Source organism: Sporosarcina saromensis, from assembly GCF_054901285.1.
The window spans coordinates 3,286,574-3,312,631 of the sequence record NZ_CM142738.1; the positions used below are offsets into that span (position 1 = coordinate 3,286,574).

Annotated in this window: 23 protein-coding genes, 1 pseudogene and 2 other annotated features; of the genes and pseudogenes, 7 read left to right on the top strand and 17 right to left on the bottom strand. The window is 40.7% G+C overall.

Going from position 1 to position 26,058, the window contains the following annotated elements:
- Positions 1-87: 87 nt before the first annotated feature.
- Positions 88-366 carry a transcriptional regulator AbrB family protein gene (locus tag ACVHUV_RS16770; protein WP_317942638.1) on the top strand — a complete coding sequence of 93 codons (279 nt, stop codon included), beginning with the start codon at positions 88-90 and terminating at the stop codon, positions 364-366.
- A 146-nt stretch (positions 367-512) separates the two neighbouring features.
- A complete protein-coding gene (locus ACVHUV_RS16775; RefSeq protein ID WP_462085363.1) occupies positions 513-1,235 on the top strand; it encodes a glycerophosphodiester phosphodiesterase in 723 nt (240 codons plus the stop codon).
- Positions 1,236-1,538: 303 nt separating this feature from the next.
- On the opposite strand, the gene ACVHUV_RS16780 is transcribed toward ACVHUV_RS16775, so the two are convergent.
- The gene (locus ACVHUV_RS16780) at positions 1,539-1,856 is read right to left on the bottom strand and encodes a thioredoxin family protein (protein ID WP_371389252.1); all 318 of its coding nucleotides are present in this window, start codon (positions 1,854-1,856) and stop codon (positions 1,539-1,541) included.
- Positions 1,857-2,048: 192 nt separating this feature from the next.
- On the opposite strand from ACVHUV_RS16780, the gene ACVHUV_RS16785 reads away from it, so the two are divergent.
- Complete coding sequence (locus ACVHUV_RS16785) at positions 2,049-3,014, top strand: M23 family metallopeptidase (protein ID WP_462086933.1); 966 nt, start codon at positions 2,049-2,051, stop codon at positions 3,012-3,014.
- Between the two features lie 47 nt (positions 3,015-3,061).
- Here the strand turns inward: ACVHUV_RS16785 and ACVHUV_RS16790 are convergent, their stop codons facing one another.
- Both ACVHUV_RS16790 and ACVHUV_RS16795 read right to left on the bottom strand, forming a co-directional pair.
- The gene (locus tag ACVHUV_RS16790; protein WP_462085364.1) at positions 3,062-5,098 is read right to left on the bottom strand and encodes a prolyl oligopeptidase family serine peptidase; all 2,037 of its coding nucleotides are present in this window, start codon (positions 5,096-5,098) and stop codon (positions 3,062-3,064) included.
- Between the two features lie 98 nt (positions 5,099-5,196).
- Complete coding sequence (locus tag ACVHUV_RS16795) at positions 5,197-5,697, bottom strand: DUF3231 family protein (protein WP_317942633.1); 501 nt, start codon at positions 5,695-5,697, stop codon at positions 5,197-5,199.
- Between the two features lie 167 nt (positions 5,698-5,864).
- Positions 5,865-6,090 (top strand) — a binding site (T-box leader).
- Positions 6,091-6,296: 206 nt separating this feature from the next.
- Positions 6,297-6,522 (top strand) — a binding site (T-box leader).
- 58 nt (positions 6,523-6,580) lie between these two features.
- Here ACVHUV_RS16795 and ACVHUV_RS16800 point away from each other — a divergent pair.
- Positions 6,581-7,741 (top strand): pyridoxal-phosphate-dependent aminotransferase family protein, encoded by a 1,161-nt coding sequence (locus tag ACVHUV_RS16800; protein ID WP_462085365.1) that lies wholly within the window; start codon positions 6,581-6,583, stop codon positions 7,739-7,741.
- Positions 7,741-9,327: a phosphoglycerate dehydrogenase gene (gene serA / locus ACVHUV_RS16805; RefSeq protein ID WP_462085366.1), complete on the top strand. Its 1,587-nt coding sequence runs from the start codon at positions 7,741-7,743 to the stop codon at positions 9,325-9,327. The genes ACVHUV_RS16800 and serA overlap by 1 nt, the downstream gene beginning before the upstream one ends.
- 544 nt (positions 9,328-9,871) lie before the next feature.
- Here the strand turns inward: serA and ACVHUV_RS16810 are convergent.
- Both ACVHUV_RS16810 and ACVHUV_RS16815 read right to left on the bottom strand, forming a co-directional pair.
- A complete protein-coding gene (locus ACVHUV_RS16810) occupies positions 9,872-10,672 on the bottom strand; it encodes an HAD family hydrolase (RefSeq protein ID WP_462085367.1) in 801 nt (266 codons plus the stop codon).
- A gap of 68 nt (positions 10,673-10,740) precedes the next feature.
- Positions 10,741-12,783: a catalase gene (locus tag ACVHUV_RS16815; RefSeq protein WP_462085368.1), complete on the bottom strand. Its 2,043-nt coding sequence runs from the start codon at positions 12,781-12,783 to the stop codon at positions 10,741-10,743.
- Between the two features lie 136 nt (positions 12,784-12,919).
- Here ACVHUV_RS16815 and thpR point away from each other — a divergent pair, with 136 nt between their 5' ends.
- Positions 12,920-13,456: an RNA 2',3'-cyclic phosphodiesterase gene (thpR, locus tag ACVHUV_RS16820; RefSeq protein ID WP_462085369.1), complete on the top strand. Its 537-nt coding sequence runs from the start codon at positions 12,920-12,922 to the stop codon at positions 13,454-13,456.
- 7 nt (positions 13,457-13,463) lie between these two features.
- Here thpR and ACVHUV_RS16825 read toward each other — a convergent pair.
- From ACVHUV_RS16825 to ACVHUV_RS16865, 9 genes and pseudogenes are all read right to left on the bottom strand, one after another.
- Positions 13,464-13,903: pseudogene (locus ACVHUV_RS16825) on the bottom strand (CorA family divalent cation transporter); the annotation flags it as partial.
- A gap of 56 nt (positions 13,904-13,959) precedes the next feature.
- On the bottom strand, positions 13,960-14,121 hold the full coding sequence (locus ACVHUV_RS16830) for a hypothetical protein (protein ID WP_462085370.1): 162 nt from the start codon (positions 14,119-14,121) through the stop codon (positions 13,960-13,962).
- Positions 14,122-14,584: 463 nt separating this feature from the next.
- Positions 14,585-15,022: a hypothetical protein gene (locus ACVHUV_RS16835; protein ID WP_462085371.1), complete on the bottom strand. Its 438-nt coding sequence runs from the start codon at positions 15,020-15,022 to the stop codon at positions 14,585-14,587.
- A 191-nt stretch (positions 15,023-15,213) separates the two neighbouring features.
- A complete protein-coding gene (locus ACVHUV_RS16840; protein WP_462085372.1) occupies positions 15,214-15,588 on the bottom strand; it encodes a hypothetical protein in 375 nt (124 codons plus the stop codon).
- Positions 15,589-15,609: 21 nt separating this feature from the next.
- Positions 15,610-16,146, bottom strand: a complete 537-nt coding sequence (locus ACVHUV_RS16845; RefSeq protein WP_462085373.1) for a hypothetical protein — start codon at positions 16,144-16,146, stop codon at positions 15,610-15,612.
- Positions 16,118-16,456, bottom strand: coding sequence for an NIPSNAP family protein (locus tag ACVHUV_RS16850; RefSeq protein WP_317942597.1), 339 nt, complete (start codon positions 16,454-16,456; stop codon positions 16,118-16,120). The genes ACVHUV_RS16845 and ACVHUV_RS16850 overlap by 29 nt, the downstream gene beginning before the upstream one ends.
- A gap of 51 nt (positions 16,457-16,507) precedes the next feature.
- Complete coding sequence (locus ACVHUV_RS16855; protein ID WP_462085374.1) at positions 16,508-17,242, bottom strand: sulfite exporter TauE/SafE family protein; 735 nt, start codon at positions 17,240-17,242, stop codon at positions 16,508-16,510.
- 143 nt (positions 17,243-17,385) lie between these two features.
- Positions 17,386-17,841: a GNAT family N-acetyltransferase gene (locus ACVHUV_RS16860; RefSeq protein ID WP_462085375.1), complete on the bottom strand. Its 456-nt coding sequence runs from the start codon at positions 17,839-17,841 to the stop codon at positions 17,386-17,388.
- Positions 17,842-17,893: 52 nt separating this feature from the next.
- On the bottom strand, positions 17,894-19,582 hold the full coding sequence (locus ACVHUV_RS16865) for a methyl-accepting chemotaxis protein (RefSeq protein WP_462085376.1): 1,689 nt from the start codon (positions 19,580-19,582) through the stop codon (positions 17,894-17,896).
- A gap of 187 nt (positions 19,583-19,769) precedes the next feature.
- Here ACVHUV_RS16865 and ACVHUV_RS16870 point away from each other — a divergent pair, with 187 nt between their 5' ends.
- Positions 19,770-21,230: an alanine/glycine:cation symporter family protein gene (locus ACVHUV_RS16870; protein ID WP_462085377.1), complete on the top strand. Its 1,461-nt coding sequence runs from the start codon at positions 19,770-19,772 to the stop codon at positions 21,228-21,230.
- Between the two features lie 54 nt (positions 21,231-21,284).
- Here the strand turns inward: ACVHUV_RS16870 and ACVHUV_RS16875 are convergent, their stop codons facing one another.
- The 3 genes from ACVHUV_RS16875 to ACVHUV_RS16885 all read right to left on the bottom strand — a co-directional run bounded on the left by ACVHUV_RS16875 (position 21,285) and on the right by ACVHUV_RS16885 (position 26,052).
- A complete protein-coding gene (locus ACVHUV_RS16875) occupies positions 21,285-21,962 on the bottom strand; it encodes a YdeI/OmpD-associated family protein (RefSeq protein ID WP_462085378.1) in 678 nt (225 codons plus the stop codon).
- Between the two features lie 12 nt (positions 21,963-21,974).
- Complete coding sequence (helD, locus tag ACVHUV_RS16880) at positions 21,975-24,203, bottom strand: RNA polymerase recycling motor HelD (protein WP_462085379.1); 2,229 nt, start codon at positions 24,201-24,203, stop codon at positions 21,975-21,977.
- A gap of 160 nt (positions 24,204-24,363) precedes the next feature.
- On the bottom strand, positions 24,364-26,052 hold the full coding sequence (locus tag ACVHUV_RS16885) for a methyl-accepting chemotaxis protein (RefSeq protein WP_462085380.1): 1,689 nt from the start codon (positions 26,050-26,052) through the stop codon (positions 24,364-24,366).
- Positions 26,053-26,058 lie beyond the last annotated feature (6 nt).

Here is a 26,058-nt window from a genome sequence, read left to right on the forward strand (position 1 = left end):
TATATTCATATTTTTGTATTTTTTCTATTTTACTGGTATACTCATCCATACTGGTATAATAACTATCACGAAGTCAGGGAGGATATTATGCGTAGTTTAGGTATCGTACGGAAAGTTGATCATCTCGGAAGAATTGTGATTCCAAAAGAACTTAGAAGCACCTTACAATTGGAGAAAGGTGCACCGATGGAAATTTTTGTAGACGACGATATGATTATTCTACGAAAATATGTTGTCGATGAGGCGTGTATTGTAACTGGTGATATCACTTCTGAGAATAAACGTTTGTCTAATGGCATGTTCATCAGCCCTAGAGGTGCGGAACTTCTCAAGAAGGAAATTGAAAACAACAATAATTGGAACTGATTCAACACAGAATACATGCATACTAAGCGGGCTGCGGGCTAACCGCCGCCCTTTCTTAATTGCATAAACGAACAACCATTTAGATGCTTTGAAATCTTTATCTATATTACACTTGCTACTCGACTGTAGCGTCGGAGGAAAATACAATGGACATTTTTGCCCACAGAGGAGCTTCCGGGACATTTCCCGAAAATACAATTCCCGCATTTAAAGAAGCAGCTTCCCTGCCGATTCATGGAGTGGAATTTGACGTTCATATGACAGCAGATCATGAATTGGTTGTCATCCATGATGAAAAGATTAATCGAACATCAAATGGTAAGGGCTATGTAAAAGACCTCACTTTAGAAGAATTGCGCACCTTCGATTTCGGAAGCTGGTTCGCTCCCGAATTTACAGGAACGACCATTCCTACATTACGAGAAGTGCTTGAAGTCTTTCAATCAACAGAACACGTGATAAATATTGAATTGAAGTCGGACATCTTTCCCTATGATGGAATGGTTCAAAAAGTAATTGAACTAATTGAAGAATACCAGTTGACAGCTCGCGTCATCCTTTCGTCGTTTGACCATGGTGCTATTCAATTAAGCAAACAACTTGCACCAGCCATTAGAACCGCAACGTTGTTCATGGAAGTACTCGTGAACCCTGTCAACTATATACGAAGCGTCCCAGCAGATGACTTACATATCCTTTTTCCAGCTGCTATTCGCCCTTCCATGCGTGAAGTTTTCGAAAGTGGAATTCCAGTAAGGACGTTTACGGTGAATGATGAACAGTATGCAAAGTACATGCAACAAGTAGGTGTGCAAGCAATTTTCACAGATTATCCTGAAAAAATGTATACATTATTTGCGGAGCAATAATCTGAACGAAATGAACCGCAACAAGTCCCGTTATCGGTTGGCTTGTTGCGGTTTATTCATTCGAGCGGGAGTTAAGACTTGGCTTCGGGCTTGGGGTTGTCTTTATTGTAAACTGGAGAGCAGCTTTAGGAACGAGAGATGATACGTGAGGTACCGGAGTCTGACAAATTGAGAATGTAGGTGCTGAAAACGATCTGATGCAAGTAGACATATTCTACTTACGCGATTCTTATAGTAAAGAAAAGATGGAAATGAATAGCCACATTTCCACCTTTTCATTAGTTAACACATCAAAAATTGGCGTTAGTTTCCTAATTCGTTTAAAAATGCTTCAATTTCTTCTCTCGATTTGCGGTCTTTGCTGACAAAACGACCTGCCTCTTCCCCACTATGGAAAGCAACGAAGCTTGGTATGCCAAAAATGTCGAGTTGCTGGCAAATATCTATGAATTCATCGCGATCGACATAGATGAATTGGTATTCAGGATAATCTGCTTCAATTCCAGGGAGAAGCGGTTCGATGATTCGGCAATCAGGGCACCAATCTGCTGAAAACATGAAAACTGTGCGTTCCTCATTTTTTAATTGTTCAAACTGCTCAACTGACGTTAATTTTTCCATCCTATCCATCTCCTTCTGTAGGTACATTCTCTTATTGAGTATAGCACAACTACATAATCTACCGTAATGCTTCCTTTGAGAAGAACATTCACATTCCTCCACCATCTAACAATCCAAAATCCTCATGAAAAACGTCACTTCGGGAAAGCTATAAAGTGAATAAAGGAGGAATCCCATTTGCGTATTCACTTAATGAGCATTCCGTTTTGCTTTTTGTTACTCACTGCATTTCCTTTTGTGAAAACGATGGCTGCAAACATACAAACCGAGGAAGCAACAAATGAAGAACGGATGAAGTATTATTATGAGTTCTCAAGCGAGCTTGTCCCTTGGTATTATTTAGCCGCGATTGATCAATATGAACGAAATATCCAACAAGTTCGGCCGGACCTGGAAAAAATGGAAGGTCCGATTTCCATTCAATATCCTACTCCGTACTGGGTTGGTATGTTAAATCCTGAAGCTTCAGATACTGTTCTGGATTCCATCGCTTTCTTCGGTGGAAACGGAGATGATGGAGATGAAGACGGCCTTGCCGATTTGCAAAACCCAGCTGATATTCTTGTGACGATGGCTAATCATCTCGCTTTGTATGGTCCACGTGAAGAGGATTACAAAGCAGCGTTATGGCATTATTACAAAAAAGAAGCAACTGTTAACCAAGTACTGACGATTGCCAAGTTGTACAAGCATTTTGGAACAGTCGAACTGGATGAACACACCTTTCCTATCCCAAAAGCTCATCATTACAGTTATCGAAGTACATGGGGGTCAAGCCGCGGTTGGGGAGGAAGGCGAATTCATGAAGGTACAGACATTTTTGCAAGTTATGGTGTCCCTGTCGTGGCAACATCATACGGTGTCATCGAAGTGATGGGATGGAACCAGTTCGGTGGTTGGCGCATTGGCATCCGTGATAACCATAACACATACCATTACTTTGCCCATTTAGCGTATTTTGATAAGGGCATTCAAGAAGGTGATATCGTCGAGCCTGGCACATTGCTCGGATTTGTTGGTAGTTCGGGTTACGGCAAAGAAGGTACTTCAGGCAAGTTCCCCCCGCACCTGCACTATGGTGTATACAAATATAACGGAAAGACAGAATGGGCTTTTGATCCATTCCCAGCGTTACGAAATTGGGAACGACAAAAATAAAAATCAGGGCCCGTCAGTACAAATGACAAATGGGCGCCTGATTTTATTTATTTCAAGACCAATTTTAAAAATGAATAAATATCGGTTTGTTCTTCAATAATTTTTGCTGTTGGTTTACCTAATCCATGTCCTGCATTTTTTTCTACGCGTAATAAAATTGGATTAGGACCGGATTGAGCTGCTTGTAACGTAGCAGCAAATTTCTTCGCATGTAGAGGTACGACCCGATCATCCGTATCCGCTGTAGTAATTAAGGTCGCTGGATATTCAACTCCAAAACGCACATTATGAAGTGGAGAATACTTGATCATAAAAGTAAAGTCGTCAGCACTCTCTTCCGCATTGCCGTAGTCTGTCACCCAATAGCGACCGACTGTGAACTTATGGTACCTTAGCATATCAATAACCGGAACTTGACAAACTGCTGCGCCAAATAGATCTGGCCGTTGCGTAATACATGCTCCGACGAGTAACCCACCGTTACTACCGCCCATGATTGCCAACTTTTCCGACTTTGTATAGCCTTTTTCAATTAGCCACTCGCCTGCTGTGATAAAATCGTCAAAGACATTTTGCTTGTGTTCTAATGTTCCTGCCTTGTACCACTCTTCCCCGAATTCTCCGCCACCACGTAAGTTCGCAACGGCATACACACCGCCTTCTTCCAACAAAACTTGCACTGCTGGTGAAAAACCCGGCGTGAGACTTACATTAAAACCTCCATATCCATACAACAGCACCTGATGACTCCCATCTAACGCAATTCCTTTGCGATGTGTGATGAACATCGGAATTTGGGTGCCATCTTTTGACGGATAAAAAACTTGTGTTGTTACAAAATCATTCATTTTTTCATCATGTGAACGACGAAAGATCTCTCTAGATGTAGCAGCTGAAAAATCATATTCAACAATTGTGCCAGAGGATAAGTAAGACGTATAACCAATGAACATGCTCGTATCTTTCTTCTCACCTGTCATTCCTGTTAACGATATGAAATCCGGAAGAGGGACAACACTTACAAACTTTCCATGCATGTCATAAATCTTCACTTTGTAATGTGCATTATGTAACGTACATGCAACGATTTGGTGGTTGACGATTTTCGCAAATGACAATACATCCTCTTGCTCAGGTATAATTTCCGTCCAATTTTCCTTACTTGGACTTTCCACGTTAACAGCAATTACACGCTCTTTCGGTGCATCCGAATTGGTCACAAAGTAAAATAACTTGCCTTCATTTCCAATGAATGTATAGCGAGCATCACCCTCTGCGAATAGTTTCACAAATCCAGAATCATTGGCAACGTCTTTCATATAAATCCGGCTTTTATTTTCTGTCCCTTTCCACACATTCAACAACAAATAGTTGTAGTCATCCGAAAAAACGGGGTCAAAGGAGAACTCTTTATTGTCCAAATCCTCATAGATGAGCACATCATCTTCTTGCGCTGTACCGATTTTATGCCAATACACTTTGTTATAATAGCTTTCATCCTCAGCTTGAATCGTTGAAGGATCTGGGAAACGGTTATAATAAAATCCGGTGCCTCCTTCATCCCATGCGATGCTACAAAACTTGCACCACTGCAACAAATCCCCCTCATCTTGAAGCGTTTCCAAGTTCCGTACCCGGATTTCCTGCCAGTCACTGCCGTTTAACGATACCCCATACGCTAGTCGCTTTCCATCTTTCGTGAAAGAAAGGTTGGTAATTGCAGCAGTCCCTTGTTCATTCATCGTATTCGGATCTAAGACCACTTCCAATTTATCCGAATCAAGATTTGTTGTCCGATAGAAGACTGCTTGGTTTTGTAGGCCGTCATTTTTATGAAAATAATAATAGTCCCCTTCTTTTCGAGGAACTGAATACTTTTCATAATCCATCGCTTTCGTCAATTTCGTTTTTAACAATTCACGATCTTCAAATGTACTGACAAAATCATGTGTTTGTTTATTTTGTTCATCTACCCAATGCTGAACTTCTGGATCTTTCGGATTCTCCAACCATCTGTAGGGATCTTCAATTTTTGTTCCATGATAATGGTCTACAACTACTTCCCTTTTCGTTTGAATCGCCACGTAATTTCCCCCTTTAAAAATCATCTCCATCATTTTACCATATTTTTCTGAAATAAAGCACAAAAGAAGCAGCTGACGTTTGCCAGCTGCTCCTTTTGTTAATGAGGAACGTGAATTGGTGGTGGAATAATCCAACCTTTTTCTTTATTCATCTTTAATAATTTCATGCCGAATAGTAAACGCTCAGCATGGAATTTACTGAACATCATCGCGACGTCTTCCCGTAAGCATTGCCCAATCACTTGGCTGCACGATACGAGGGCTTGCCCAACGTTTATCGAGATTGCGCCACTAATTTCAGGATCCATGAAGCGTGCGCCAGCAGGAATTTCTTCTTGGTTGGCAATTGGACGATCAGGTAATGTAGGAGGAGGCGTGACTCCATGTTCTTTCAATAGTGTTTCCACTTGCTCATTTTCTTTTTTCATCATTTGCACAGCTTCGTCCAACAGTTTTTTAAGACCGTCATCTCCCGCATGGTTAATGAAGCCTTGATATCCGCTAATGAGTCCTTTATTTGCCCCTACATATGCCCAACATCCTAATACTTCACCATAATGCATCGGTTCTTCTTTTGAATTTCCGCTTAAAATACCCAATTGTTTTCCCTCTTTTCTTGAACTTTTCCATTGAATTCATGGATTTGGTATTATGATGTGATAAGAATGCGATTTTATACACTCGTTAAAAGGCATTTTATTGTTCATTCAAAAAAAGGTTGACATTTTTTTAGATACTGATATGATATTCAGTAATTAAATTTTTCGATAATATTGCGATGGAGATACGCGATAGATGATGGCATCTAAAGAGAGCTGATGATTTGCTGAAAATCAGCGTTGACATGTCTGTTGTAGCACTCCTGAATAGATGTACCGAACAACTTTTTAGTAGGTACGTACGTTTCATGCTCGTTACCGCATGCAATGAAGACTGTCTTTGACAGTGAACAAGGGTGGTACCGCGTAAATTGTAAGCTTTTCGCCCCTTTACATGTAGGTGTAAAGGAGAGTGGAAAGCTTTTTATTCACAATGATAAAACACGAACAATAATTGATTTAAATTTATTTTAGTACGCGTTTAACTGATTATTTTAATCCAAATTACGAAAATCATATAAAATATAGATCTAAACACGAACTAATTGGTTGACATTCTTTTTTCACGTGATATGATGTTCAATAATTAAATACCTAAACGAACAATGTCGATGGAGATATGTTTTACGTACTCGAATCTTAAGAGAGCTGATGGTTGGTGAGAATCAGTGGTTCAGTCGTAAAGTAGCACTCTGGAATTGGTGATCTGAAACTTATGTCGTAGGATCATCCGTATGATGCACGTTACGCAAACAATGAAGGCTGTCTATTTTGGACAGCGAAAAAGGGTGGTACCGCGTAGCGTAAAAGCTTTTCGCCCCTTGCAGTACATGCAAGGGATGAAAGGCTTTTTTATATTTTTTATTAATTGGAGGAGATCTACATGTTAGCAGACCAATACTTTTTACGAATTCCAGGACCAACACCGATTCCGCCGAGCGTACAACGGACAATGAGCCAACCGATGATCGGACATCGAGGAAGTGAAACTTCTGAATTGCTACGTACCATTCAACCAAGACTACGAAAAGTATTTGGCACAACACAGGATGTTGTCATTGTAACCGGCAGTGGCACGTCAGGACTTGAAGCAGCTGTTGTGAATATAGTAAATCCTGCGGATGAAGTACTTGTGATTGTAACAGGTACGTTTGGAGCACGCTTTGTAAAAATTTGTGAAGCATATGGAATTGTCGTTCATCAGCTTACGGTCGAATGGGGCAAAGCATTTGACGTAAAAGATGTGCAAGCAGTGGTGCAAAATAATCCAGCAATTAAAGCTGTATTTGCAACGTATTGCGAAACTTCAACAGGTGTCATGAATCCTGTTCATTTGCTTGCACAGACAGTCAAAGAAGTGTCCGATGCACTTATCATCGTCGACGGAGTCTCTTGCGTTGGCGGTGTGGTAACGAAAATGGACGATTGGGGGATTGATGTGATCGTAACGGGTACACAAAAAGCATTCATGCTACCAGCTGGACTCACTTTTATTGCCGTAAGCGAGAAAGCTTGGAACCGAATTGAAAACAATTCAAATCGTGGTTTCTACTTGGATTTAGTGAAATATAAATCGAATTTAGCTAAAGATACGACACCTTTTACACCTGCCCTTTCGTTGCTTTTCGGACTACATGAAGCACTAAAGATGATGGAAGCTGAAGGGCTCGAGGAAGTATATGCTCGTCATAAACTCATGAAAGAAATGACGCGCGCTGCTTTTAAAGCATTGGCGATTCCTTTACTGACAACTGATGAGGATGCTGCAGACACTGTCACAGCTGTTTCCCCTGAAGACTTTGACGCCGAATTATTTAGAAAGACGATTAAAAGCGAATTCGGTTTAACAGTAGCGGGTGGACAGGAACATCTAAAAGGCAAGATTTTCAGAGTTGGGCATATGGGATATTGTTCACCTGCCGATGTCCTTCAAACCATCGCCATGATTGAAATCGGATTAGTAAAATCCGGTAAGCAAATAGAAATCGGAAAAGGCGTGGCTGCAGCTCAAAAAATTTATGTAGCAAAAGGAGCGACAAACTGATGACATTCCATATTCTAATTACTGATCCGCTTAGCGAAGAAGGCATTTATCCATTACGACAAGCTGAAAACTTAGCCATAACCATTACAACCGATTTATCCAAGGAAGCTCTGCTTGAGACAATAAAAGATGTTGACGCGTTGCTCGTCCGAAGCCAAACACAAGTGACACGCGAAGTGATTGAAGCAGGTAAAAACTTAAAAATTATCGGTCGAGCTGGTGTCGGTGTGGATAACATTGACCTGGATGCCGCGACGGAAAATGGCATTATCGTCGTCAATGCACCCGACGGCAACACGAATTCTGCCGCTGAGCATACAATTGCGATGATGACTGCGTTGGCTCGAAAAATCCCACAAGCATTCAATGCATTAAAAAATGGCGTTTGGGATCGCAAAACATATATTGGCGTCGAGTTGAAAAATAAGACACTCGGCGTAATCGGTCTCGGTCGAATTGGTACAGAAGTTGCAGCACGTGCGAAAGGACAGCGCATGAATGTCATTGCGTACGATCCGTTCTTGACGGAAGAGAAAGCGAAAAAGATGGGGATTGACTTTGGTACGGTTGATGATGTCATTCAAGCAGCAGATTTCATTACCGTTCATACACCATTATTAAAAGAAACGCGTCATTTATTAAACGAAGAAGCATTCTACAAAATGAAAGATGGCGTACAGATCATCAACTGTGCAAGGGGCGGAATCATCGATGAAGATGCACTCTACAATGCGATTGTTTCTGGAAAAGTTGCCGGTGCTGCCCTAGATGTTTTTGAAACCGAACCATTTATCGATCACCCGTTGCTCACGTTACCTGAAGTGATTGCAACACCTCACCTAGGTGCGAGTACAGTAGAAGCGCAAGAAAGTGTCGCAGTAGATGTAAGTAATGACGTTTTTAGCTTTTTCAAAGGCGAAGCTGTACGCAATCCCGTCAACTTACCTTCCGTTTCTAAGGAAGTACTTGCAAAAATTGCTCCTTTCTTCGATTTGGCAGAGAAATTAGGCACATTCCTCTCTCGCAAAACGGATGAAACAATCGTAGAAGTGAACATCAAGTATGCAGGCGAACTTGCGAATTATGATGTCAGGGCGTTAACGCGCAATACGGTAAAAGGAATTTTAAAACGGAATTTCGGTAGTCACGTCAACGATGTCAATGCAAAATACCTCGCAGAGCGTTTTGACATAAAGGTCAATGAACATAAAACAACGACGAGCAAAGGTTTCCTCCACTTAATCACGGTAGAAGTGCACACTGCCGGTTCTGTTCATCGCGTAGCGGGTACGTTATTAAATGGACTCGGCCCGCGTATTGTAAAAGTCGATGATTACGTAGTAGACGTCGTGCCTGAAGGGCATTTATTGTTCATTAAACATAAAGACCAACCGGGCGCAATCGGCCGTGTCGGTACATTGTTGGCAGAAAAGAATATTAATATCGCCACGATGCAAGTCGGCCGAACAACTATTGGCGGTGAAGCAATCATGATGCTGACGATTGACAATCATGTGGAGCAAGAAGAAATGGAAGATCTGACTGAACTGGCTGATATTTACGAAGTTCGTGCGATTGATCTGTAAAACACTTTCTTAGCTATTAATGGACTGATAAAATGTTGATTTCCGTTCCGAGCGGACGCTTTCCAGGGGGCTTGCCCTCAGCCAAGCGAACAGCATAGGGTTCGCTTTGCCGTATTTCTGCGTTCTTTGCGGAAATTAAGGCATCCGTGCTCCCAACACTACGCTAATGCTGTCTAAAGCGGACGGCTTTTCCTGCGGGGTCTTCACGCTGCGCTGATCCCCCAGGAGTCGCCGCTCTGCACTCCAATCAACTGCATCCCCCTTTACAAAGATGCATCATTTCAATAATTACGGCAGCTTTCTTCATGTTTAATCGGCCAGTTACTTTAGATTCTTGGTAGAAAAAGTAAGTTTCCTCCATGGACATTTTAAAGCCCCTAAGTGTTATCCTTCGTATACCAGTTTTCTTTACACCAGTAAAGACACGCTAAATCGTCCCTTCGCACTTTCCATATATCTTTCAAAAAACATGGCTTTGTCGCACAGAACTTCGTGGATTGCGGCACGTGTTTCTATTTAAGCACTGTTTTTACTCCAATGCATACTACTCATTCAGATCCGATAACTCTCCTAATATTGTAAATAACTCATCTAAATGACTTATTTCAAAGTCAGGTCGGATTTCATCATGTTTCGGCTTGTTTTCTCGATTAATCCAAACGGAACGCATGCCGACTCGAGAGGAACCTAATATGTCTGTCATCAAGTTATCACCAATCATTAGAGCTTGTTCTACAGGGGTAGATGTTTTTTCTAGTACGTACGTAAAGATTGACGGGTCCGGTTTTCCTTTTCCAAATGCACCAGAAATGACAATTTCATCAAAGTATGGTGCAATTTCAGGCGTTATCGCAAGCTTTGTTTGTTGCAATGAAGGTGCTCCATTCGTTAACAAGACAAGTTTGTAGTTCCCTTTCAACTGATTCAATACGGAAAATGTCTCTTCATAAACAAACGGTGCTTTCTTTCGCTCTTCGATGAATCTTGCAGCTAATGTTTTTCCGTATTCCTCATTATGTATTCCGCATACTTGCAATCCTCTTGTCCATGCATCTTTTTGATAGGATGGTATGAGACTTTTCATTCGTTGAAACGCTTCTCCTTCATCATCAAAAGTACCCCATAGCCCCTCAAATGGATTAATGCCAATGAGCTGAGTATGTGCATATGTTTCATAAGTAGCATAGAGAGTGCGAGCTGCTTCACGAACAGTTGCCTCCAATTCCTTCGGGTTTACGTCATATTGTTTTGCAGCAAATTGACACGTTTTTGCAAATGCCGTGGCGATACTTTTTTCATCCCATAAGAGCGTATCATCTAAGTCAAATATGATTGTGCGGATCATCTGCTGTCACTCCTTTTTGTTTGATTATACACAAAAACCGCTCCAAAAAACGCATGGAGCGGTAAATTTCAGATGATGTATATATTGCGATCCCAAAAACGTTGTTGCGTGATTGCTTGAATATAATCCTCGGCGAAATCATTTTCTGTTGCAAAGACGATACCTGGCCCTGGCTTTGCATCAGATTTACTGAAAATCGGCATACCAGTTGAAGCGACGCCAATCGGTTTATATTGGCTGTATGCAACATTAATGTAATTTATGAGCTGACTCTCAAATTTCTTCTGATTATCCGCTTTGCCTCCCACAATATATAATGAATCAAACAGGGAAGGTGCTGTGGATACCAAAGATTGGTTCACTACTACTTGAATACCATCTGCTCCTGTTAATGTCCCTAACTTTTCGCCGACAATATCGACAGTAACACCTGCATCCAGTAAAGAATTGACGACTGATTTCACTTCACTGCCGTTGAATCCTTCACCGATTAACACACCTACTTTCAGCGTATATGGATACTTAGGTGTGTTTTCTTGACTGAGCGCAGGTGAAGAAGCAGTAACATTCACTTGCTCTCCCGTTGGTCGATTCACTCCAACAGCATCTGCAAGTGTCGTTGCCAATTCCTTATCCACATGTACGAACATATCGACGACTTGTTGCCTAACACTCTTAGACTGCACTTTACTCACTTCGAAAATGAAAGCGTTCATGATATGTTGCTTTTCAACCGGCGTCATACTGTTCCAAAACAGACGAGCTTGCGAGAAATGATCTTTGAAAGATTCACTTCTTGCTTGGATAACACGTCCTTCGACTTTTTCAGCATAATGGACAAATCCTCCCTCTTTCCAAGTGGAGGTGGATGGTGTAATGTTCGCCAAACTATTCTTATGATAACTGACTTGCCCTTTGTCGATTCGTTGACGGCTGAATCCGTCACGTTGGTTGTTATGAAACGGACAAATCGGACGATTGATCGGTATTTCAGTAAAGTTCGGTCCGCCCAAACGAAGGAGTTGTGTATCCAAGTAGGAAAATAATCTTCCTTGCAATAACGGATCATTTGTAAAGTCAATTCCTGGGACAACATTTCCTGGGTGGTAAGCTACTTGCTCCGTTTCCGCAAACACATTTTCCACGTTTTGATTCAGCGTAATTTTCCCGAAGAGGCGCACAGGTACGATTTCTTCTGGCCATAATTTTGTCGCATCCAGAATATCAAAATCGAACATGAACTCATCTTTTTCATCAATCATTTGTACACCTAAATCATATTCGACGACATTGCCATGCTCGATTGTTTCCCACAAATCCCTTCGGTGAAAATCAGGATCTTCTCCCGCAATCATTTGAGCCTCTTCCCAAATAAGTGAATGAACTCCTAATCGAGGTTTAATATGAAACTTAATGAATTTCGCTTGGCCCGCTTCATTGACGAATCTGAACGTGTGGACGCCAAACCCTTCCATCATACGGAAACTCCTTGGAATTGCTCGGTCTGACATTAACCACATCATCATATGGGCTGTTTCTTGATTCGTAGCGACGAAATCCCATAGCGTATCATGCGCTGATGAGGCTTGCGGTATTTCATTATGAGGTTCTGGTTTGACGGCATGCACAAAGTCGGGAAATTTAATGGCATCTTGGATGAAGAAAACAGGAATGTTGTTACCGACTAAGTCAAAATTCCCTTCCTCTGTGTAAAACTTTACAGCAAAACCTCGTACATCACGAACAGTTTCAGCAGATCCTTTGCTTCCTGCCACAGTTGAAAAACGGATGAAAACTGGTGTTTTTGTTCCTGGTTCTTGAAGAAATGCTGCTCTTGTAAACTCTTTCATCGAATGATACAACTCAAACTCTCCATGAGCCGCAAAGCCTCTTGCATGAACAACTCGTTCTGGAATACGCTCATGATCAAAATGCGTCATTTTTTCACGGAAATGGAAGTCTTCGATTAACGTCGGTCCACGTACTCCGGCTTTTAATGAATTTTCATCATCCGAAACCTTTACCCCTTGATTGGTCGTCATTTTCTTTCCATAGTTATTCACTGTATACGGTTTCAGTTGCTGAATTTTTCGATTTGTCGTTTCGTCCACGTAATCCCCTTTCGCCTTCTGGTTGTTCCCCACATTACTATATGCTTAGGTTTGTGTATTGGGTACTTGACACGACGTTTTATCCTGTACAATATAGGCTACAATACCATTAAAAGAGCACATAAGGAGTTAAAGAATGAATACACATTACTTCATTGGCATTCCAGCACAACAAACGATACATGAACAGGTACATCACTACTGGGACAAATTACAACTCGCAAATCATTATAAAGTTTTACCAGGATTAGCTGATTTGCATATTACGTTGCTGTTCATCGGATCGATACCTGAACATAGACTTCACACATTACAACAACAGCTAACGCAAATCGCTAAGCATCACAAACCCTTCACATTGCTTATCAACGGAATATCCTATTTCGGTTCACCATCTGGTCCGCGAGTTGTCTATTTAGCAACATCACCTAACGAAGAACTGGATCATTTACAAAATGCAATTGCTGAAAGCGGATTAGATGTAGGAATTCAAAGTTCAAATCATTTCACGCCACACATGACAATCGCAAAGAAAAGGAAGTCAACAGATCCCATCATCATACCTAAAGAAACGTTTGATTCGATTCCTTTACAGGTCAAACATTTTTCACTGTTTTCAATTCATCCATCACAAACCCCAAAGTATACTGAGGTTCAACAGTATTGGTTATAAAATTTATTTAACTCTTATTAATTCGGAACCAACCTTTATATGTAAACCACCCAACCATTGCAATTCCAATGACAAACATTACCGCGAGAACGACCGGATAGGCATACGTCAAATGGAGTTCTGGCATATGCTCGAAATTCATGCCATATACGCCCGCAATGAATGTGAGTGGTATGAAAATCGATGAAATAATCGTGAGTGTCATCATTATACTGTTCATGCGATTCGAATTGATGGATAATGACTATCATGTATATCCGCAGTCAACTCTCAATTAGAATCAATCATTTCTCCTAATCGAAGGAGATGATCGTATATATCCGAAAAATACGCATGTTCATGGGTTAACAAATCAATTCTTTTGGAATCAAGCATCCGATATAGCAGCTCTCTCATCGGAGAGATTGTCCGTCTTTATCGTAAGAGATCACTCCGCACTTCAAGAACGTATTACATTGACAGATGGACCGTTGGACCGTTGTAAGGGAAAGTTGTTCTTCAATTTAGCCCAATGGTTTTACCTCGATCTGCACCTCTACTTCCTCCTGGATTCGTTCTTGCCGAACAGCCGAAACCGGTTGTCCATCGTTCTCTCCACCGCGCACAAAACGCCCATCATGCTCAATCTGTATAGGTCGATTACTGCTCAACCATCGCTCTATCATTAGATGTATCACCTACTTTTACATAGTATGCAATGGTAATTCTATAAAAAAGTCGAATGTTGTCAAAATATTATATACATTTAATATAAAGTGTGTTTTGGTTATAATTGCAATAAATTTGTAATTGTAGTTTATAGGTTGTTTAATATTGGGTTAGGAAAATGACATAGCAAAAAGGTCAATTTCTCAAATCATTGTTGAGAAATTGACCTTTGAGTGTGCCACAATTACGCCCATATCTGGAATAGTGTTAAGCTTGTTGATTTGCGTTCCAGCCGTACGCTTTCCGGAGGGCGTGGCTTGAGCCGCTTCCTTCGCTTCGCTACGTCCAGGGTCTCAAGCTCACGCTAATCCTCTCGGAGTCGACGGCTTTCACTCCAATCAACTAAGAGTGTATTACCAATGAATCGCGCCCGGTAGTAGCAAATTATTTGCTGAAAACAGTCTCTTATATTAACAGTAATTACCTACCATGCTGACTAATTTCATATCTATAGTCTTTTATAATCCAATCTTTAATCTCCTCATATAAACCATAAAGTCTATTTATATATATATAATCTGGACCCATAACCTCTGCCTCTTCCGATATAATATCTATTTGTAAGACACTCCAAACTATCTCACTATGAAGTAAATGTAAATTATCATACAAAACTTTTCTTGTACCTTCGGCATAAACTTCCCATAAAAAATCTCTCTCACTATCACTATGTACACCATGTACCAAAGGACTATTCATACCTTCAAGCAAAAGAAATTTATTATAAGCAATATGCTTTTGGCGTTTATCATTTCTTCTCTCAATTCTCTTATCATTTCTTGTTTGGGTCAAATAAGAAACAAAACCACCTACTAAAACACCAATCAAACCAATTACTGGTGAAATTATTTCATCCATCATAACAACCCTCTTTCGCAAAAATCAGATCCAACAATATGGCCCGTTTACGGTATACCCATTATTTCTTACTTTACTCAATGATACCATTTTAACTTCCCAATAACGTCCCCTGAAAATGTTAACACGGACTTATGACTTCCTCCTTTGATCCATCCCCTTCTGTTGCTTCATTAGTTTCTGCTGCAACTTCAATTTTTCAAATTCCTCATAATCCAAATCTTCCAATATCCGATCAATTGCTTTACCTTAAAGAACTGTTTAAATAACGTTTGGGAACTGTAGATGTTCATTTGTTTGCGCCCGAACGTATCATTGAAAAAAATAGTTCCTTGCTCTGTTGCTACTTCTACAGCTGCTAAAAAAGCATTCGCTTTCTTTTCGGACAAGATATCTTCTGCAAAACAATCACTCAGTACAAAAGCCTGATAACGAGGGTGCGCCAAATCCTTCAATAATTCTGGATCCATTCCTTTTTGTACTCGCAGCAACTCCTGTGCGGACACCTGCTCTCCTCGTAAAACGGCTACATCATATGCTCGTTTCGCTCGTACATAATCGGACACAACTACAAATTGCTCTTTCGTTTATTTCTTCGGTGGCTCACTTGGAAAATTGGCCAATCTTTCTTTTGTGAAAGCTTCTCCGTAATAATCCATTGCCGTCATCAGCCACTCATGCTCAACTAGGGATTTATCCGATAGATCTAAACTTGGCATACGTAAATGTATACGCTCGTTATAATAAGACCCAAATAAACGCAATGCCAGTTGCAGTCTTTTGATTTCCTTCAGCATACTTTCAAAGTTATTTTTTTTAGTAGGAGATAGACGATCCATAGATGCCTTCTGTTGAAGCGATACTCCCTGCTGTTGCATAAAGGTTGCCGCTCGCGTTTGCACAGCTTGTAAGCGCTCCTGTGCTTCGATAACAGTTGTAATGGGTTGTTTTAAAATCGACTGGACTTGTTCCACTACTTCATCCTCACGTGCCTGCATCAATGTATCCTTAATTTCCAACTCATTTAAAGTGCGATCCAGACGAGCCGTTTCATTGATTAGCGCTCGCTTCTCATAAGACATCCACTGACTCGTTTCAATCGACTGTAGAAAGTAACACTTCATTTCTTACTTCCAATATTAGTTCTGTAAGTACAAATTCCCTTCCACCGTTTTGTTCATACCACTCAACAACACGTTGAACGTGCTCCTTGTCTGCCCGCACGTTCTTTTCAATTTCAACATAATCCTCATAACTATCGTATTCCCAAATCGCAAAAATTTCGGTTGTACCATCTCCGTTATCTTTCATCCATCGGCCGATGAAACGCGCGCCGTGTTTTAGTTGGTTAGGTAAGTTCGTTTTGTTAAAATGATTATTAAATGTTTCCACAAACTCATTTTTCACATTGTAGTATTTACGTCTATAGAACATCTGCACACCCCTTTGTTTTACATTTCGTCCTCCTTAAATCTTCAAGTTCCCTCAACGACTATTATCAAAAATAATTTGTAGGATCAAGAGAACTGTTACAATTCGTAATAAAGGTTTCACATACTTTGGATTTAGTTTTTCAGCGAAGCGGACGCCTAGTTGAGCTCCTGAAATTGAACCTGCCATTAAGACAATTGTGAGTGGCCAAACGATTGTCCCTGCAGCAATATAGGTGATTGCTGCTCCAAAGCAACTTGAAAACGTAGCGAGACGGACATATCCGACTGCTCGGATATAAGCCACATCCAAATAATTGAACAAATAAAAGAGTAGCGTCCCTTGACCGGGTCCGAAAACACCATCGTAAATGCCAATGCTATATAGTCCCGGAACACTCACTTTATTCAATGCTAATGTTTCTTCACCTGAAAAACTCCCCTTGCCGAAAAACGATGATACGAACGCAAAACTTAAAAGAATAATTGCAACAACATACAAGTTTTCAGCTGAAAGTTTTGTAGCGATAAAACCACCTGTCACCCCACCAAGTAAACTAATCGGTATGACCCACACTGATTCTCGCATCGAGATCTTTTTGTGTTTCAAAAGAATATAGAAACTAGAGAACGAACTTACCGTATTTGATACTTTGTTTGCTCCAATGGCAGAGTGAATCGGAATACCTAACAAAAGCATTGCAGGCAAACTGATGAGACCGCCACCGCCAGCCAACGTTCCAACTGTCGTCGCAAGTAAACCGATGAAAAAAAGCGCTACATAATCCAACAAAACCACCCCCTTAGTCACTACTAGTATACTTTCAATTCAAACATAATGAAATTCAATGTTTATTATGAAAGTATATAAGTATATCTTAAGGGGGGGTAAGCCTAGAAGATTCTCATCATTTACAACAGTTTCCCTCAGGATTACTGTATATCCTCGTGAACGAGTCGCTTTTCCATTGTAATTCGATGAATCCCTTCATCATCTTGAAAAGTGGCCACAATATCGAAGCCATGTTTAATGTTTGCAATTAACATGTTACGCCATTTGTTTCTTGTTTTAGTTTCCAAAATCGTATAGCCAGCTTCCGCTATGAGTTGATGTTGCTTCTTCATTAGTTCAGAAGCAATCCCTCGTCCACGATATTCTTCAGATACTGCACCATACCAACTATAATAACGGTCTTTAGTCAATTCATAACCTATTTTATAACCGACTACCTCTTCATTTTGACTAGCTACAAGTACTAGTGCGTTTGGAACGATCGAAAGCTTTGCACGTAAATGGTCAGCGTTCATAAAAACCTCATGATGTAAAGCCAATATGCCCTCGAAGATTTGTTGTTCCGGCATTCCCCAATAATGTCGATACTGTACCATAGTTAGTCTCCCTTCAAAAAGCGTATAGCGTTCCTGGAAATTGTATTTCAGATTAGACTTGGAATTTCCCGACTTCACTTTCCAAACGATCAGCAAGTAACGCTAAACTTTGTGCATTTGTCGATATTTCTTCATTTACAGCAAGTTGCTCTTCGGTCGCCGCACTTACCGAATGGGCTTGGTCCGACGTTTCGTTAGCAAGAAGTTGCACTTTCTGTGAACGCTCTAGTACTTCATCCGTCATTGAACGCACGTGTGTAATTTTGTGACTGACGGCAGTAAGTGTACGATCCATCTCCTCAGTTGCAGTCTCAATCGCATGAAATACTTGCTCTGTTTCACTGGAAGTAATTTGACTTTTACCGATATGATTTGATACGTCTTGTACACTAACTACCGCCTCATCCATTCTACGGGTAATTTCTTCAATCATCTGGCCAATCTCGCTCGCTGACTGCTTGGATTGTTCAGCTAGACGGCGTACTTCTTCTGCTACAACTGCAAATCCCTTACCATGCTCACCAGCCCTTGCTGCTTCAATAGCGGCATTCAATGCAAGTAAGTTTGTTTGCTCCGCAATAGTTGTCAGTACTGTCGTCACATGTCTGATCTGTTCGGAATAGGAAGACATTGCACTCATTGTCTTCGTTGAATGCGTAATGCTCCTGTTCATCTTCTCCATCTGCTCTGCAAAATCCTTCATTTGAAGATTCCCGGTCGACACAAGTTCAGAAACATGCACTGACGCGATTTGGAGCTGATGATTCGATCCGTTCATCTGAATCATTTCATCCATCATTTTCTCTATGTATGTAGTTGTTTCGTCTACAGTTCGGACTTGCGATTGGCTTCCTACCCGATTCTTTTCCGTAATTTCACTTACCGTTTCAGCTGTAGCGAGACTTTCTTCCGAACTCGCAGATAATTCTTCTGCTTGTTTTGCTAGTTGAGATGCTGAGACGCGTACTACGCTGAGGATTCCTTTTAAATCTTCTTTCATGTGATTAAATGCAGTCGCCATTTCACCTATCTCATCTTTGTTGTGAATAACAACGGTTTCTGCTGTAAAATCACCTGTCGCTAATTGCTCTAAAGATGCGGTCATCTTGCCTACAGGCTGTGCAATACTTCTACTCACCTTTTGTGCTACTAAAAAGCTAGCCAAGACGGCAAAAGCTATAAAACCAACGATGACGAGCTTAATCTGTTGCAAGACAGTACGTAATGATTGTTCGGTCTGCTCTTGTCGCGTATTTTGTTGTTCAATCAATTTCTCCAATAAAACCGTTACAGCATCTTGATAATAGACACCTTCTTTTGCTAGACCCATCGCTTGTTCAATATTGCCGTCTTTGACCCCTTGGATGACTAATTCACTAATTTGATCATAACTTTTCGAAGTCTCCGTCACTTCTTTTAGGATTGCCCGGTCTTCATCATTCCGGACAAGCTTATTCATCTCTTTCAACTTCATCTTTAATGCTTGCATGTTATCATTACGATCATTTACGTACGTTTCTTCTTGATAGATGATATACCCTCTTAAGTTTTTTGCATCTTCATTTTGTAACGACAAGACTTGCTCTAGCAAAACGACTTTTTTTATTTGTTCATCAATTAAATAGCGGTATTCAGCATTTAATTTTGATAGTGCCCAAATTCCTGACAGTCCAACAACTAGTAAAATCGCTAATAAGAATAGAAATCCGAACCATATCTTTTTTCCAACTGTCAACCTCATCCTAATTCCCCCTCAATCGATGTAGTCAATTCAGATTATATACGATAGTAGGAAAGTAATATGTAAAGTTATTGTTAAGTTGAAAAATAAATTTATTGACTAATTTCAATTTTAGTAATTGTGCAATCTATCAATTCATAAGATAATGTACTTATCTTGGACGAGCTTAATTAAGGAGGGAACATTGATGGATCAAATACTAGAAACGATTGTAGGATGGCTTTGGGGACTTCCCCTTATCTTCACTGTATTGTTTGTCGGAATCTATTTCACGATCGGCAGTAAGTTCTTTCAATTCAGTTATTTACCTCATATTTTTAATGCTACTTTCGGAAGACTTTTTTCAAAGAAAGAGCAGACAGACGATGCGAAAGGAATTTTGACACCGTTTCAGGCAGTCAGTACTGCAATCGGAGGCAGTATCGGTGTCGGAAATATCGGTGGTGTCGCAACTGCAATTGCAGTCGGTGGACCAGGTGCTGTGTTTTGGATGTGGATAACTGCACTTTTAAGTATGATGACCAAAACGGTTGAAGTAACTTTAGCAGTCCATTACCGAAGTACCGATGAGAAAGGCAATCCATACGGCGGTCCTACATATTACATGGAAAAAGGGTTAGGCGAAGAAAAGCGATTTAAATACTGGAAAATCCCAGCGATTCTTTTCGGGTTTGGGATTTTCACAACATTTTTTATCACTCTTCAAAATTACACCGTTTCAGAAGCGGTCAGTTCAACATTCAACATCGGCATGATTCCTTCTTCACTTATATACGTAGCACTCATCTATTTACTCATTTACGGTGGGATTAAACGGATTGGCATGATCGCGTCAAGACTCATTCCGATTATGAGCATTTTTTTCGTAGCATCTTCTCTATTCATCATACTTAAGAATTTCACTGAAATCGGTTCTGTGTTTGGTTTAATCTTTGATAGCGCTTTTAACGGAATGGCTGCTGTTGGAGGATTTACAGGTGCGGTCATTGCGCAAGTGATTCGGATGGGGGTCGCACGTGCAGTTTATAGTAATGAGGCTGGATGGGGGACATCTCCGATGATACACTCGACTGCTAAAACGAATCACCCCGTTAAGCAAGGGATGTGGGGAGCTGTAGAAGTATTCATTGACACGATTATTATTTGTTCCATGACGGCATTTACAATTATTATTACCGGTGCATGGTCATCTGGCTTAGATGGTGCCGCCTTAACATTGTCTGCTTTTGAAATCGGTATCGGTGAAGCAGGTCGAACCATTATTACACTTTCGATATTCTTGTTCGGTTTAACGACGACGAGCGGATGGTATACGTATTACGAAATTATTTTACGGCACCTGTTTCATGGAGAGAAAAAGGTTAAAACGAAGAATAAAACAATTGCTTTTTACAAGTGGCTCTATCCAATTCCAGGTCTGCTCATGGTCATTTACGCAGTCTATTATGATTTGCCAGGAAAAGCCGTTTGGTATTTTGCAGATATCACAACTGCCATTCCGACGTTTGTGAATTTAATTGTCCTATTAGTGTTAAGCAAGAAATTCTTCGAGCTGCTACGCGACTATAAGGCAAGGCATTTAAACATTGGTACCATTGATCCGAATTTCAACATTTTCTATGAAGATCGGCACAATAAGAAAAAATAATGATAAACGAGAGCCTCCAGCGTGGAAGGCTCTCGTTTACTTATGATACTTCCGTTATTTCCTGTTCTGGCGATACAAATCTTTTGATTTATAGCCTTCCGCTAAAATCATCTCCATTTCAGCAAGTCTCTTTTCTTGTGTTTCTTGCCTTTTTGCACTGTACACGTACCTTGCCCAATCTTTTTGGTAACCGAAAGTCAGCGCATCATAGATTGGTAATATTTCTTCGTTTGTTTGAAGGTGTCGTCTAATATCTTCAATGCGATCGATGTAATCATCTACACATTGACTTGCTTTAGCCGATTTAGTTTTCGTTTTTTTCTGTTCACACTTCAGTCCGACAACTGTAAATACATCATTCAAGCTGACCATTCTAGAAAATTTCAAATCACTGCCATCTACATAACCATCTTCATCAACTTGTAGTTCGTTATAAAACACGTCTCTGTCAATGAACGAATCGTATTGCTTGTTCCCTTTTTTAGGATAGGCGAAAAACAAATACCCTTTGTTTTCAAGCAAACCCTTTTCGATGACAACACGAATTTCTCTCTTAAATTCTTCCAAATTGTAAATGAAAACGAACAGACAATTGTACTTATCCTTTAAGACCCGATCATCATAGGTAATGGCAGCAAACTCTTCAACCAAGTCTTCTGGGCTGTGAATTACCGCTATTTGTTCATATTTATCCAACTTCAATTTTTCAATAATTGTTTTCGTCGAGTTCATCTATTTTGCCTCCTATATAGTCATCACGAGAGACTTTAATCCACTCGTCAATAAATGTAATTCGTGCATCGGTCTTGTCATTGCGACATACAACAATTTCCGATCAATCTCATTATCGTTGAATGGCGCATGAAAAGCACCTATCATGACTGCGTCAAACTCTAATCCTTTTGATAAATGACTTGGGACAATTAGAAGACAATCCGCTGTTAAATCGGAATCTTCTCCAATCAATTGAACCGGCATTCCGTGCTCAGATAACACTTTGTAAAACGTTGACGCTTCTGCTTTCGTTTTACAAATCAGTGCTATCGACCGATGCTTCCTTTCTTTTATCTCGTTATAAAGCGCATGAATTTTATGAGGATCCAAACTTTCCATTTCATAAAAATCCGGTTCTTGTCCATGTCGCACAACAGGTTCAACTAAAGGGAGATCTTCCTCCATTTGCGCCAGCACCTTGTTCGCTAACTGCATAATTTCAATTGTTGTCCGATAACTCTTTTGCAATGTCGTATATGTCGCACGGGGGAACAACTCCTTGACAGGATCCCAAGAAGTCAAAGCACGATAACTATGAATTCCTTGCGCCAAATCGCCGACCATTGTGAACATATCCGTTTCCAATCCATCTTGTAATGCCGCTAACTGAAATTCACTATAGTCCTGCACTTCATCAATGAATACGACACGCATCTTCCACTTGTCGGACACTCCTTTCAATTTGGCATGCAAATAATAGAGCGCCGCCAAATCTTCCAGCTCCCACATTTCCTTTGGATGAGCATTCAAAAAAGCATCCCTTTCTGATTCAGACCAGTGGCATGCCAACTCTGTATGTAGTTCAGGATCTGTCAGCCAATCCCTGTATAGTTGTTTGATCGAAAATTTCTTGAACCGGCGCATGTAGGAAGCGACTGTCTTCTTGCCTTCCTTTTCAATGAAAGGAAGACGTTCATCTCGCTCATCCATAATTCTTGTAATTCTAGCTCTTCGCTTTTCGTCATCTCGAATACCATAAAGTGCTTTATCCAGCGCCTCTTCATACTTATCAGATAAAAGCTTATAAAGCTGTTTACGCTTACGATTCACTTCCGTTTGCATGATAAGCTTGATGCGCTCTATGCGCTTCTCAAGCGGCATATACTTGAAGTCCTCCAAAAACAATTTACGTAGACGAGATGCACGCATAATCCGATATTTTTCAATATACACATCCTCGAATAGCGATGCTGTTGCTCGTTCAATTTTTTGAACATATCTATTCATCATTTGGCGATAGTCAAGGGAACCTTTCACTTTTGTGATAAACAACTTCTCTTCATCAATCGTACCGTCCGCTGTCAAACTCTCCAACTTCTTATTCGAGTCTCCAAGCTTCAATTTCAGCCCAGTAGCATTTAATACGTATTCTGTATAAGTTGTTTGGCAAATACGGCCTACCCCTAGTTCAGGCAGCACATCCCCGATATACTCCATGAACAACTTGCTCGGTGCAAGGATCATTAGTTTATCTGAAGGGAAGTCCGTTCCCATCGTATACAAGAAATAAGAAATCCGATGAAGCGCAATCGTTGTCTTCCCACTTCCTGCTGCCCCTTGCACGATAATCGGCTGCTTTAAATTTGCTCGTATGATTTCATTCTGCTCCGCTTGAATGGTCGATACTATTTCCGTCAAGCGCGTATCAGCTTTCCCAGAAAGGGCTTCTTGTAGCAATTCATCATTCGTTGTCAAGTCAATATCGAGTATATCCAGCAGTTCGCCTTCCTCGATTTTGTACTGTCTTTTCGAGTATAGATGTCCAGTAATCTCTTCGTCTCTCACTGGATAAGAGATGTCGCCTAATCGCCCGTCATAATAGACATTTGCAACAGGTGATCGCCAATCGACAATGATTGGTTCTTGTGTTTCTTGATGAAAGACGGAGGTTTTCCCAATGTACAGGAATTCATCCTTCTCTCCGTGTGTCTGAAAATGGATGCGTGCAAAATAGGGTTTTTGACGAATCGCTTCTAACCCTTCTTTTTGGGAACGGGCCATTTCAAAAAAGCGGGTGTTCGTCAAAATATTAATATAACTTAAACTTGAATCTAAGTAATCCAAATCCGCCATTGCATGGCGAATTTCATCTTGCGAGGATTTTACATCACGTTGAGATTCTTCCAGTAGCTTCTTCATGTACTGTTTGGTGTAATCAAGGCGCTGCAATTCAAACTCAAAATCAGGATGTTTCTGCATTGGACAGTCCTCCATTTTGTGTATTGGCGTCTTACGATTGTTGATGGGAGATGTTGGGGATTTAAGTCAGAGATTGATTGTATCATTCTACAGACATGAGAGCAATGTTTATTTTCAGATAACAGAAAAAGCTGACTGGACATGCAGTCAGCTTCTGTCTTTATACCGTAAATCGCCCTAAATCCGTTTGAAGTTTTTCGGCGACTTCTGATAAAGTTTGGGCACTTGAACTGATTTCTTCATTGGATGCAAGTTGTTCTTCCGTAGCAGCACTTGTTGATTGTGCTTCTGCCGAAGTTTGGACTGCTAGTTCTTGAACCTTTTTAGCACTAGCTGACACACGTTCAGACATCGAACGAATCTGATCAATCGCAACGGCTACCGTTTGCACTTTTCCGCTTACATCATTGGAAGCAAACTCAATCTGCTCAAACACACGGCTCGTCTGCTGCGTGATACCAAGTCCCTCGTTCACTTTCTCTTTTCCATTATCTGCACTATCGACCGCCAACGAAACATTTTGAATAACCGTTTCAATCATCCGTTCAATCTCTTCCGCAGAATTTTTGGATTGCTCCGCAAGATTTCGTACTTCATTTGCAACGACCGCAAAGCCTTTTCCTTGCTCTCCTGCCCGTGCTGCTTCAATTGCCGCATTCAAAGCTAACAAATTGGTTTGTTCGGCAATACCGGTAATCATCCCAGTTACATTCCGAATATTTTTCGAGTGTTCCGCGAGTTCATTTATAATCGTGGAAGAATGCTCAATCGTCGTTGAGATTTCTGACATTTGAACGGTCACCTCATTCATGAGTTGAGACCCCTCTCCGACAAGTCTTGAAACTGTTGTCGATGAAGTGAGCATTGCTTCGTTGTCTTCTGTAATTTGCGTGACACCGTTTGCCATCTCTTCCATCGCAGTCGCCGACTCATTGACGAGATTCACTTGCATATCACTTGCCATCAAGTTCTTTTCAGCGATTTCTGCTACCATTTCGGATGCTGCAAGACTCTCTTCAGAACTTGCCGTCAATTGCTCAGCTTGTGCTGCCAACTGATGCGCGGCATCCCGCGTATTTGAAATGATTCCGCGCAAGTCGGTAGTCATCTCATTGAAAGCTGTCGCCATCTCACCGATTTCATCTTTGTTTTTTATACGTAATGCATCCATTGCAAAATCACCTTTTGCAATCCGTTTTAATGATCGTGTCATGACACGAACAGGTTTTGTAATGCTTCGACTGATGAAAGTAGCAATTACAATACTAAGGACAGCACTGAAAGCAATGACACCGAACAGGAAGATACTCGTCCACTTACGGGTGTCAGCAAGCTCTTTTTTCGTTGTAGCCATTTCAGCACGTTGGATTTCAATTAATTTCTTTGCTTGTTTCGTTATAATGGCTTGATAATCTTCTGCCTTATCAGCAAATGCAATGGCATCAGCATCTCTGCCATTGTTGAACGAACTAATTGCGGAATCTGTCAATTCGCTATAGCGAACACCAGCATCTTTTAGCTCCGCTAACAGTTCAATACTCTCTTCCCCTTTTAGAGATGTTTCTAGTTGGTTCACTTTTTCATTGAATGACTCGATTTGTGTGCGGCGATTCGTCAAATAGACAACTTCCTTATAGAGCAAGTAACCACGTAAATCATTCGACAATTCGTTCTGATTTGTCGCTACTTGTTCAAGCACAATCACCTTTTCCATTCGGTCATCAATTAAGAACTCATATTTTTCACTCACGCGCTCCATTGCCAAGTAGTTCAATATCCCTGCAATGACCATTAGGAAGACTAATGTCAAAAAACCAGTCCACAGTTTCCTACTCACTGAAAATCTCATCTGTAT